9 protein-coding genes are annotated in these 12590 nt (G+C 46.0%); 7 read left to right on the top strand and 2 right to left on the bottom strand.

What is annotated here, in order from left to right; translation table 11 throughout:
- Nucleotides 1–7: 7 nt before the first annotated feature.
- Complete coding sequence (locus tag AC3WJC_RS01585) at nt 8–937, bottom strand: alpha/beta hydrolase family protein (protein ID WP_492397316.1); 930 nt, start codon at nt 935–937, stop codon at nt 8–10.
- Nucleotides 938–1336: 399 nt separating this feature from the next.
- Entirely contained in the window at nt 1337–3580 is a 2244-nt protein-coding gene (locus AC3WJC_RS01580) for a GH92 family glycosyl hydrolase (RefSeq protein WP_492397315.1), read from the bottom strand.
- A 333-nt stretch (nt 3581–3913) separates the two neighbouring features.
- Here AC3WJC_RS01580 and AC3WJC_RS01575 point away from each other — a divergent pair, with 333 nt between their 5' ends.
- The 7 genes from AC3WJC_RS01575 to AC3WJC_RS01545 all read left to right on the top strand — a co-directional run bounded on the left by AC3WJC_RS01575 (nt 3914) and on the right by AC3WJC_RS01545 (nt 12584).
- Nucleotides 3914–5518: a glycoside hydrolase family 31 protein gene (locus AC3WJC_RS01575; protein ID WP_492397314.1), complete on the top strand. Its 1605-nt coding sequence runs from the start codon at nt 3914–3916 to the stop codon at nt 5516–5518.
- Nucleotides 5519–5557: 39 nt separating this feature from the next.
- Nucleotides 5558–7111 carry a hypothetical protein gene (locus AC3WJC_RS01570; protein WP_492397313.1) on the top strand — a complete coding sequence of 518 codons (1554 nt, stop codon included), beginning with the start codon at nt 5558–5560 and terminating at the stop codon, nt 7109–7111.
- Between the two features lie 362 nt (nt 7112–7473).
- Entirely contained in the window at nt 7474–8049 is a 576-nt protein-coding gene (locus AC3WJC_RS01565) for a hypothetical protein (RefSeq protein WP_492397312.1), read from the top strand.
- A gap of 149 nt (nt 8050–8198) precedes the next feature.
- Nucleotides 8199–9122 (top strand): AraC family transcriptional regulator, encoded by a 924-nt coding sequence (locus AC3WJC_RS01560; protein WP_492397311.1) that lies wholly within the window; start codon nt 8199–8201, stop codon nt 9120–9122.
- A 116-nt stretch (nt 9123–9238) separates the two neighbouring features.
- Nucleotides 9239–10429: a PAS domain-containing sensor histidine kinase gene (locus AC3WJC_RS01555; RefSeq protein WP_492397310.1), complete on the top strand. Its 1191-nt coding sequence runs from the start codon at nt 9239–9241 to the stop codon at nt 10427–10429.
- Nucleotides 10426–11475: a response regulator gene (locus AC3WJC_RS01550; RefSeq protein ID WP_492397309.1), complete on the top strand. Its 1050-nt coding sequence runs from the start codon at nt 10426–10428 to the stop codon at nt 11473–11475. Before AC3WJC_RS01555 ends, AC3WJC_RS01550 begins: the two co-directional genes overlap by 4 nt.
- 80 nt (nt 11476–11555) lie before the next feature.
- Nucleotides 11556–12584: a 2-hydroxyacid dehydrogenase gene (locus tag AC3WJC_RS01545; RefSeq protein ID WP_492397308.1), complete on the top strand. Its 1029-nt coding sequence runs from the start codon at nt 11556–11558 to the stop codon at nt 12582–12584.
- The last annotated feature ends 6 nt before the right edge of the window (nt 12585–12590 follow it).

Raw genomic sequence — 12590 nt, 5'->3', positions numbered from 1 at the left:
GTCTTTTTTATGATTTACTTTCAATGCTGCCTAATGCACCCTCTACACTGTTAAGGCTTATCTTAGCTTCATCCCAACTTGCATCATTCGGATCGAATGTACTTCGAATATAGGCAAGAATGCTTTCACATACAAAGGCAACACGCCCGGGGTTTTCATCACTTGTCTCGCGGGCATCGTATCCTGATATGCCACCAAAAATGTGTTCGGCACCGAACACGGTCAGCAGGTCTTTCGGGCCCGGGCTTTGGTAATAAGCATCCGCACGCCAATTGTCCACATCAGAGAACATGAGGTTGATGTCTTTGTCCCCATTCACAACAAGTGCCGGCAAGGTCATGGTGCCGAAATTGCCGTTCGCCAACACCGGATAGTGCTGCCTGGCGGCTCCGTTAAAACCTTCTGGTCCGCCTGAAGCGCCGATAAGCACCAGGGCTTTTAATCTTGGCTCTGCGGCATTTACTATTTTACCTGTCGCGGGGTCAGTTACCTCCATGCCGGCCAGCATGGCTACGGTCTGCCCGCCCATAGAGTGGCCGATGGCAGCAATGTTTGTTTTATCAACCCTTCCGGTTAATCCGGGTACAGTGGCAATTATTTCGTCTATATGATCAAGGATATACGTCATATCCGCTGGCCGCGAACTCCAAAACAAGGGTGCTTCCGGAAGGGATGCGGGAAGCGCGAGTGCTTTGGAATTTTGATGAGTAGGTTGGATAACAACATACCCTGCTGCAGCAAAAAAATCTACCATGGGGCTATACCCTTTGTACGAAGAGAGAAAGTTAGAGGGGCCATGTCCATGCGATAGAAGTATAACCGGCAGGTTGTTTCCGCTTGCAGGGGCGGTTACTTTCATTTCAAGGTCGACGTGACGGCCGGCAACAGGTAATACAACGGGACTAAAACTGATGATAGGTGTTTGTGACTGTTTCATTTTTTTATTGTTTTAATTTTGATAAGTCAAAGATCATCAGATCCCGCCCCCCCGGCGTAGTGAAATCGGGGCATTACTTAGCCAAATTCCGGAAAAGGCACTATTGCCAATGAAGAATGTTACAGCTTTAACTTACTTCCTTTGTTTGTGAAATAGCATTATTAAAAAGTTCTTTATCTCTCTTATTTAAGATAACTCCACTATGTGACTTGAACTTCTTAGTTAGCTGTTTTAAGTTTTTCAACCCTTTGTTAACGGCATTTAAAGAAACGAAAGTAATTTTTCTAATCTCTCGTAGCGGTAGCCTGGTAAATATATTTTATCAGATGTATACACCTGCATATACTAACAAAGCCGCTCAATAAGCGGCTTTGTTAGTATATGCAGGCAGAATAGTGATTATTCTACACCCCATTGTTTGTTGGGCTTAGGCCCCATTTCCAGCTCGAGAGTACCACCATTTACCAGATCAGTATGGCTGAACCACGGTGTGTTGAGCACCTTTCCGTTAAGTTTAGCGCTCTGTATATATTTATTTTCGACTGATGCCTTGTTGGCAACCAGCTTGAATTTTTTACCATTTGGTAAATCAACCGTAACATTCTCAAACAGCGGACTGCCAATAGTATATACCGGCTTGCCGGGAGTTACCGGGTAAAAACCCATTGACGAGAATACCACAAAAGCCGTCATACCGCCGCCGTCTTCGTCACCCGGTATACCGAAGATGTTATCCTTGTACCAAACATCTAACAAAAAGCGGATGCGTTTTTGTGTCTTCCAGGGTGCATCGGTAAAATTATACAAGTACGGGATATGGAAGCTTGGCTCGTTACCCATTGAAAACTGGCCAACTATACCGGTAAAATCCGGAAATTTGGCTTGTAATTCATATTTGCTTCGGCCTAAGCCTTCGCGGAAGAGCTGATCTAAACGGGCTTCAAACTTTTGCTTGCCGCCCATTAAGCCCACTAATCCGGGTACATCGTGTTGTACCTGCCATTGGTAGGTCCAGCCGTTGTTTTCGTCGTAGTAATCGCGGCCGCCCATACCGCCATCAAACTTAGGGTCGATGTTTATAAACTTGCCCTTATCATCCTTGGGCATAAACAGCATATCCTTTTCGCTCCACAGCTTTTTGTAGTTGTCGGCACGTTTAATGAACAGGTTATAGTCCGCAGTTTTGCCTATGTTTTTGGCGTATTGTGCCAGTGCCCAATCGTCATAAGCGGCGCCAAGTGTTACGGCCACAGCCTGGCGTTTTTCAAAATCATGCACGCCGGGTACGGTTTCCTTTTCGCCTGGGTGCAGGGCCGGGATGTAGCCGTTTGCATAGTAAAAATCTTCCAGAAACGGACCCTTCGGGCCGTTCATCCAAGGCATCATGGTAGCCTGGGTAGCATTTTTGCGCATACCCTCGTATGCCACTTTGGTATCGTAATTACGCAAGCCCTTGTTGTAGGCATCCAAAAAGGTAACGGTTGAGTGAAATCCGTTCATGCAGGCATGGTCGCCAAACAACACCGGGAAGGTAGGCACCCACCCGCTTTGCTGGTACATGTTTACGTAGGAGTTCAGGATATCCTCTTCCTGCACCGGATTAAGTATGGTACGCAGGGGGTGATGCGCCAGGTAGGTGTCCCAGGTCCAGTCATCTACATAAAAGGTACGTTTGCTTTCATGTATCTTTTTATCATAACCGCTATAATATTTATTGCCTTCGGAGATGTTTACCGGGCGTTCATAGCAGCGGTATAAGGCCGAGTAAAAACTACGCTTTTGCGCTTCGGTACCGCCTTTAACATCTATCTGGTTAATTACCTTGCTCCAGGCCTGCTCACCGGATTGCTTCAATTGGTCAAATCCCCGATCTCCCTTAAACTCCGCCTCAAAGTTTAACTTTGCCTGCTCCGCGCTTACAAATGAAACGGCATATTTCAATTCTACGGTGTTACTTGCAGCATTAGTAAAACTGATAAAGGCTTTAATGTTTTTGCCGTTAACAGATGTGCCGGCCGCAGGCGTACCATTATTCAGGATGCCCGGAGTACCTTTTTGGCTGAATGTGCCATAGGTATAAATCTTTATATCATCATGATAAGTTTCGACACCGGCAACCTCGTTTCCATTGATGTTCCATGAGGAGGCATCGCCATTATAGGTTGCAAGCAGGAGGTTCTTCTCTCCTTTTGCCGGGAATTCAAATTTATAGATGCCTGTTTTTATGCCGGGCACATATTCAACGGTAATATCCTGATCTATCAAATACGTTTTATAATACCAGGGGCGGATTACCTCCAGATCATGATCGTACGTCATGCGCTCATTAAAAGCCTTGCCGGTAACCGCCTCGGTAGTTGGTTTGATGCTGAATGCTTCGCCCATACGGTGCGATACGATGAGCAGCGGAAAACTGTTGATCTGATCGTCCAGGTAATCCTTACGTATCGGGAACATGCGCATCATTTGGTTGGGCAACTGCACTGTAGGCCTGGTCGGCTCGAGCAGGGCACCAACGTTACCAACCCGCGGGTCAACATATTTCAGGTTTCCTTCACCTGAATTTTGCTGGGCCAGCACTGGCATATAACAAGCCGAAAGTAAAGTTAACGTTGACAGGCAACGCTTAATTTTTTTGATCATGGATATAGTTTGTATTGGTTATTAAGCAAACATCAGCTTGCTTAAACGATTAACCAAAGTTATAATCTGTACTGACATGCCAAAGCTTTATTGTATATAATTTTTGTGACGGAGCGATTTTATCCGTTTTTATTGAAATAGAACAAACGTTTGCGTAGCCTATGCAAACGTTTGCACTGCACCTTTTTTGCTTTTGATAAGTCCGCTCCCTTTTTTTAACAAGTGATTTAGTCCAACTTTATTGTATTACAAACAATTAGGCCTTACCGTTTCTCTAACCGCATCAGCATGATTAAAAACAAACCGCTTACCTGCTCTTATAAATTTTTCAAAATGAACCAGTTAGTTCCGGCTGCATTCGCCATCCTGATATCAGGCACCATGGCCGCATCAGCCCAAAAAACTACCATTAATATAAAAGCAAATGAGCATTGGTATGGCGGAGTAGTTAACGAGGCGCATACCATGCCTTTTAAGGATGGATATACCTTTGACCTGTTCGCTAATACCGGCACCAACCAGGCGAGCCCGCTGCTGCTATCAACCAAGGGGCGTTATATCTGGAGCGATGAGCCTTTTAAGTTCACCGTAACCGGCAATCAATTACTGATTTCAGGCAACAGCCAAGCAGTTGAGATCGACTCCGCAGGGCATAACCTGAAGGAGGCTTTTATCAACGCAAGTAAAAAGCATTTCGCAGCTAAGGGCAAATTGCCCGATACGCTTTTGTTCAGCCGACCGCAATATAATACTTGGATAGAACTGGTATACAATCAAAACCAAACCGATATATTAAAATATGCCCGCGATATTGTTGCCAATGGTTTCCCTACCGGTGTGCTGATGATAGATGATAACTGGGCCGATTATTACGGACGATTTGATTTTAGAAAAGACCGTTTCAGCAATGCTACGGCGATGGTTGATAGCCTACACAAAATGGGCTTTAAGGTGATGTTATGGATCAGTCCGTTTGTGTCACCGGATACGGAAGTATTCAGAGAGTTATTAAGTAAAAAGCTCCTTTTATACAGTGCGGACCAAAAAGAAAAGAACGATTGGGATAAGGCCGTTAACCCGGCTATTATCAGTTGGTGGAATGGCTACAGTGCCGTACTTGATTTTACTAATCCGCAGGCCAAAGAATGGTTCAAAAGCCGCTTAGACCACATGGTGAACACCTACCATTTGGACGGTTTTAAGTTTGACGCTGGTGATGCCGATTTTTATCCGGCCGATGCTATCTCCTTTAAAAAAGCCACGCCTAACGACCATAGCCGTTTGTGGGGCGAAATTGGGCTAAACTACCCGCTGAACGAATACCGCGCCATGTGGAAAATGGCCGGCGAACCACTGGTGCAGCGCCTGCGCGATAAGCAGCATACCTGGGTTGACCTGCAAAAACTGATACCCCACATTACCGTGGCCGGTTTGCTGGGTTACAACTTTACCTGCCCTGACATGATAGGCGGCGGCGAATACGGCTCGTTCATCGGCCGTGATAAGCTGGATGAAGAATTGGTAGTACGCTCGGCACAATGCTCGGCGCTGATGCCAATGATGCAGTTTTCGGTGGCGCCGTGGCGGGTATTAAGCAAACCCAACCTGGCGCTGGTAAAGCAAGCGGTAACTATCCGCACAAAGCATACACCATATATAATGCAATTAGCCAAACAATCGGCCACAACCGGGCAGCCCATTGTACGCAGTATGGAGTATGAGTTTCCAAATCAGGGCTATGCCGAAGTAAAAGGCCAGTTTATGCTGGGCAGTAAATTAATGATCGCCCCGGCATTAGCCAAAGAACTTAAAAAAACGATCTACATACCTAAAGGCAAATGGCGCGATGATAAAGGAAAAGTTATAAAAGGCCCCGTAAAAATTGAGCAGGAAGTACCGTTGAACAGGCTGCCGGTGTTTGAATTAGTGAGCAAATAGTCAGGAATAAATATTCACCAATTAACCAAATAAGCACTTATGAGAAACTTACGATTACTTATTGTTTTACTCATCGCTCTGGGAGGATGTAAAAAAAACAGCGAAAACCCTGCACTAACCGAGTCAAAAACCGGCCCAAAGAAAACTACTTTCGCGGTAACTAATTACTATGTTAACGGGGCATCAGGCAATGATGCCAACACCGGGCTAACCGCATCAGCAGCATTAAAAACCATACAGGCAGCCTTATACAAAACCACCAACGGCACAGGCAGCAACATTTATGTGGCGGCAGGTACTTATAAGGAGCGGCTTTACTGGCCAAACTCGGGCGCATCAACCGCCGAAAAGATAACACTGACCAATTACAACGGTGGCATAGTGATACTGGATGGTGTAAATGCTACCAACGATGCACAAAACGCCATGATAGGCGTAGCCAGCAAAAGCCATATCAAAATAGACAACATCAGGATTGCTAATAACACACGCAGCTTTGCCTCGGGTATTTATGTTTCCGGCTCGGGTACTGACGTGCATATTACCAATTGCAAAATCTATAATATCGGCTGGACAACCAACTCATCAGCTATACCTACAAGTGCCGACAATGCCAACCCGCTGGTATTATTCGGCACCACGGCAAACTCCTATAACGAGATTTACATTGGCGGCAACGAGATATACAATTGCAATACCGGTTACAGCGAGGGCTTAACCCTGGGCGGCAACGTAGAAAACTTTTTGATAGAGCGCAACATTGTGCATGACATTAAAAATATAGGTATTGACATGACCGGCCATTACGCCTGGACGGGTGCCCCGGCCAACGTAAACTTTGCACGCAACGGCAATGTAAAATATAACACGGTTTACCGCTGCGTATCGCCAGTGGCCACATCGGGTGGTATTTATGTTGATGGCGGTAAATGGATAAACATTGAGGGCAACACCAGCTATGAAAATTATGCCGGCATAAGCGTTGGCTGCGAAAACAATAACAACAATGCCGAAGGCATAAACATACGCAGCAACTTTGTTTATAATAATATTGAAGCAGGTTTGCTTATCGGCTCTAACCAATCAAACGGCAAGGTGATCAACTCCACCGTAAGCAATAACACGCTCTACAAAAATTATTCAAAAGGCGGCTGGGGCGGCGAGATACACATGCAGAACATGGCCAATGTATCGTTTGTAAGTAACATCATCCACTCACGGAGTAATATTGTGGTGATCGCGTCATTAGGATATACCTCCACCGGGCTTAGTTTTAACTATAACAAATACTATTCATCATCGGCTTCAGCAGCAAACGTAACGTTTGATTGGGGCGGCATTAACAGCACTACTTATACCACCTTTGCCGCGTTTAAAACAGGCACCGGGTTGGATGCCAATTCAACGTATGGCGATCCGGGTTATGTATCAGGCACCTTACCAACACCCAACCTGCATTTAAGCAGCACATCGGCATCAGTAAACGCAGGCTTGCCTACCTATGTAGTGCAAACGGGCGAATTTGATATTGACGGCGGTGCCCGTAAAGTAAATAACCGGGTTGATATAGGCGCTGATGAATCGGCTTACTAAAACATAGTTATTTAAAAGCCCGGCATTATTTATGGCCACCTGTACTTACCGGTACAGGTGGCTATTTTATTTCATCCAAAATCATTTTCACAGAGGCTTAAGCATAGATTTTTTCAATCAGGTGCCTTTTATTTACTATTACTTGCCAATTGCTGACACTTACCGGAAAAATTGGTTAGCATAACCGAATTTTAGGAATTGCCCACCCTCTGCTTTCATTCTACTTTTGTTGTGTTAAATCTATGTAGCAAATAAACAAGCATAGAGTTACAAGACAAGGCGACGCGAAGCCGGCTCCGGAACCCTGTCAAAAAACAACCTGCCTCAATTTTTGGAGCAGCAACTAATAGCATAATATCAAGATGAAAACTTTAATCAAACTAAGTGCACTGACACTTGCAATAGTATCTTTATTCTCAATTAACGCCAACGCACAAGATGGCGGCAAAACAACCACCACAGGTTCAGGTATCCGTTTAAGCGTAGGGCCTGACTTTGGCTTGCCGGTAGGCAGCTTTAAAGACAGCTACGACTGGAGCGTAGGCGGATCAGTTCAGGCTGAATTCCCGATAATGAAAGACCAGTTATATGTTACCGTTAACGGCGGTTACCAAAACTACTTCGCTAAAGAAATTAATGGCGTAAGCGGTGAGGATCTGCAACTGATACCAGCTAAAGCCGGTTTAAAGTACTTCCCGGTACAAAACTTTTATGTACAAGGTGAAGCCGGTGCCGCTTTCCTGACCAACAAAAGCGATGTAGGCGCAACCAAATCAGCAGCGTTTGTTTACGCGCCGCAGGTAGGTTACCTGTTTAATGTAGGTGGAAACAACTACATTGATGCCGGTGTACGTTTTGAAGGCAACTCCAAATTTACCGACAACGGTAAAAGCAACAACCTGATTGCCTTACGCTTAGCTTACAGCTTCGGGTTATAATTTTACAATAGTGCTTAATATAGTTTAAAAGACCTGCCCCACAAGGCGGGTTTTTTTGCGTTGTATGACATTTGGCTTACCTTATTATGAGAATACGCTTACCACTTATATGCGTATTACTCCTTCTTTTGCTGAGCTAAATAAGATATATGAAACAAAGCTACCTTACAGATCACTTTGTTGATACCCGGTTACCTGAATCTGCCCAGGCTATTATAACCCCCGGCAGCAATCAGGCTGTTAATGTAAAAGGCCACCTGGATGAGTTGATGACCATACATCATCATACCAATGAAAACGCACAACACCATTACCACGATACACATTATCACCTGCTTTTGGGCAAGCAGGGTTATATCGAAATTATTGCAGGCAACCTGATACATAACTTTACCGCAGGCAGCTTGCTTTTGCTCCCACCCGGGCAAAAACCGGATTACCAAAACAGTTCTGACGGCTTGCAGATCACCATACTGTCGTTCAATAAAAAACTACTGGGCAGCAGCCTGATCAAACAAGCCGGCATACTTGAAATAATTACGCCCGGGGAAAGGGTTACCCCTTATTGCGAGCTATCAGCAGACCGGGCAAGAATAATGCGTGAACTTTTTGACAAGCTGGAAAAGGAACTTTACGGCACACGCATCTTTCATGAGCAGATGGCGTACCTCACCTTTATTGAACTGATGCTGCAAGGTTACCGGGTATGTACCGAGCCAACAGTAGTGAGCCACGCTAACAATCGCGCTATGCAGTTAACCCAGCAATTTCTGCAACTGGCCGATGAACATTTTTTAGCCAAACGCACCGTGCAGGAATATGCCGACGAGTTAGCCGTAAGCGCCAAGTACCTGAGCGAGGTAGTAAAAAACGAAACCGGTCTCAGCCCGCTGCACCACATTCATCAGCGCTTGTTTAACGAGGCGCGGCATTGGCTGGTATCGGCAAATTTATCCATAAAACAGGTGGCTGATAAATTAGGGTTTGATACCCCCTCGCATTTCAGCCGTTTTTTTAAACAATATACCGGCCACAACCCGACATCATATCAACTGATACATGCGGTGATCTAAGAACTGTGATACGCAGCCTTAAAAAATGATCCCGGTCACTTTTTGGGCTGTATGTTATCATTTCAGGATAACCTTGCTTATTATGATATTTGTGCGCAATATCATATTTTAACCGCATGGACAACGCCGCATTGTTAAACGCAATTATTCAGAACGCTATTGACGGCATCATTACCATTGATGATCGCGGCCGGGTTGAATCCATTAATCCGTCGGCTTGTAAGCTGTTTCAGTATGAGCCGGAGGAAGTGATCGGGCACAATATTGCCATGCTGATGCCCCCGCCCGACAGGGAACAGCACGATAGCTACATCCACCGTTACCAACATACCGGGCAGGCGCATATCATCGGTATTGGCCGCGAGGTTAAGGGCTTACGTAAGGATGGTTCGGTATTCCCGTTCAGGCTCGGGGTAAGCGAGGTGCAGTATTCAGGCCGTAAAATATATACCGGCTTTATACATGATCTGAGCCGCGAAAAAGAAGCCGAAGACCGCCTGCGCGAATATGCCGCTAATCTGGAGCAGCAGGTTGAAGAACGCACCTTATCTCTCAAAAAAACGGTTGATGCCCTGCAAATTGCTAAAGAAGAGGTAAGCCTTTCGCTGGAAAAAGAAAAGGAACTCGGCCAGCTAAAAAGCCGCTTCGTGTCCATGGCCTCGCATGAATTCCGTACGCCGCTGAGCGCTATTCAGCTTTCGGCCGTGCTGATCGAGAAATATGCCTCGCAGTTTCAAAATCCAAACATCACCAAGCACATCAATAAAATAAAGGGTTCCATTGGCAACCTTACCAGCATCCTGAATGATTTCCTCTCGTTAGAGCGTTTGGAGGCCGGCAAGGTAGAACCTGTATTTACCCCCTTTGATGTGGTGAACTTCGCCGAGGAGATAACCGAGGAAATGCAGATGATAGCCAAGGAGGCACAAAACATCGTTTATCAGCATACCGGTACCACCAGCTTGGTAAGTCTTGACCAGGGTTTGCTGCGCAACTGCATCATCAACCTCATCAGCAACGCTATAAAATACAGCGGCGAACATACTTTTATCGAATTTAATACCGAGCTCACTGATAGTCAGCTCATCATTGTTATAAAAGACAATGGAATAGGCATTCCTGAAAGCGACCAGAAGCATTTGTTCGAGGCGTTTTTCAGGGCGCATAATACCGGCAATATACCGGGCACCGGCCTGGGGCTTAACATTGTAGCCCGCTACGCCGCGTTAATGAACGGGAAAATAGCCTTTGAAAGCAAAATAAATCAGGGTACATCTTTTACACTCTCATTTCCTGCACAAGCATGACAACCATATTAATAATTGAGGATAACAACGACATCAGGGAAAGTACCGCCGAGATTTTAGAGCTGAGCGGCTACAAGATTTTACAGGCTAATAACGGCAAAGCTGGTGTCGACCTGGCTTTTCAGCATAGGCCTGACCTGATATTATGCGATATTATGATGCCCGAACTGGATGGCTACGGCGTACTGTACATGCTGGGCAAAAACGCGGAGACCGCGGGCACGCCCTTTATTTTTCTGACAGCCAAAGCCGAGCGGATAGACTTTAGAAAAGGTATGGAGATGGGTGCCGATGATTACCTCACCAAGCCCTTTGACGATATTGAACTATTGAACGCCATTGAATCGCGCCTGAAAAAGAAACAGCGGCAGGAAGAATACTACAATCAATCGATAGATAAGCTGGAGAAACTGGCCAGTGGTAACGGGCAGGGCCTGGCTGAATTAAGGGAGATGATAGCCGGGCGTAAAGTGCGGCAAATCAAAAAGAAGCAGATCCTTTATTATGATGGTGATACTCCCCAAGGCCTATACCTGGTGCTGGAGGGCAGCGTAAAAACCATAAAAATGGCCGAGGACGGTCGCGAACTGCTAACCGGAATGTACCGGGCTGAAGATTACCTGGGTATACATGCCCTGTTGCTTGACGAAAGCTATACCGATACCGCCGAGGCGGTAGAAGATTCGGCCGTGTGCTTGTTGCCTCGGGATATGACCATCAACCTGCTTAACAAATACCCGGATGTGGGGCAGCAATTCATCCGCATACTGGCCAACAACGTGCGCGAAAAGGAGGAGCAGTTAATTGAGCTGGCCTATAATTCGGTACGCAAGCGTTTGGCGCAGGTGCTTATCCGCCTGAGCAAACAATCGGCTGACCCGGCGCAATTCAAAGTATCGCGCGATGAGCTGGCCGCCATGGCGGGCATGGCTACTGAAACGGTTAGTCGTACGTTAACCGACTTTAAGGAAGAAGGCTCTATAGAAAAAAAAGGCAGCCAGATAACCATACTGGATATGAACCGCCTGGTAAAAATGAAAAACTGACGAATATCATTTTTTGTGCTGACGGCACGCATGTTTTAGCTGTAACCGCAGGCCTACCTTTGTAGCAAAGCAGTTAACAGATGAAAGTTGTAGCCTACAGTATAAAAGCTTTTGAAAAGGAATTTCTGGCAAAATCCAATCAAAAAAAGCACGATATAACCCTCATATCAAACCCGTTAAGTATTGAAACGGCCGCCTACGCCCAAGGCAAAGATGCCGTAGTGATATTTACCAATGATGATGCCTCGGCACCGGTTATCAATAAACTGGCAGATATGGGTATTAAATATATTGCCACCCGCTCCGTAGGTACCGATCATATTGACAAAGCTGCCGCCGGTAAACGTGGCATTAAGCTGGCTAACGTGCCTATTTACTCGCCACAAGCCATTGCCGAACATACCCTGGCGCTTGCCCTTGCACTTAGCAGGCATATCCCTGCAGCCCATCAGCACAGTATAAACTTTGATTTTAAGCTGGATGAGCTGATCGGTTTCAATTTTTACGGCAAAACCGTTGGGCTGATCGGTTTGGGGCATATCGGCCTGGCGACGGCTGCTGTTTTTAAGGGGCTTGGCTGCCGGGTTATTGGTTATGACGTACACAAACCCGACCGTTTGCAGGGTATCGAACTGGTTACGCTGGATGAATTGCTGCAACAATCTGACGTAATATCGCTCCACGCGCCGCTTACGCCCGATAACTTCCATATCATCAACGCCGAAAGCATCGCCAAAATGAAACCGGGTGTTATGCTGCTGAATACTTCACGTGGTGGATTGATCGATACAGAATCGGCCCTATTAGCAATAAACGCGGGACAGATAGGCTATTTAGGTTTGGATGTTTACGAGAATGAGAAAGGCCTGTTCTTCCAGGATCATACGCATGACGCGCAAAAGGATAGTTTGCTTACCCGTTTAATGGCTCACCCCAATGTGATCGTTACCCCGCACCAGGCATTTTTAACCAACGAGGCCTTGCAGCAGATCTGCGATCAAACCATCAAAAACCTCAATCTGTGGCAGCAAAACAAATGTACCGGCAACGCCTGTGCCTGCGCCAACAGTTGCCGTACCGAAGTAGTGCCTGTTAAAATCATCGCCTAAAAAGCC

It is taken from the genome of Mucilaginibacter sp. FW306-07-L, assembly GCF_058782065.1.
The sequence above is the reverse complement of the archived record's forward strand: the minus strand, read 5'-3'. Positions and strand labels throughout refer to the sequence as shown.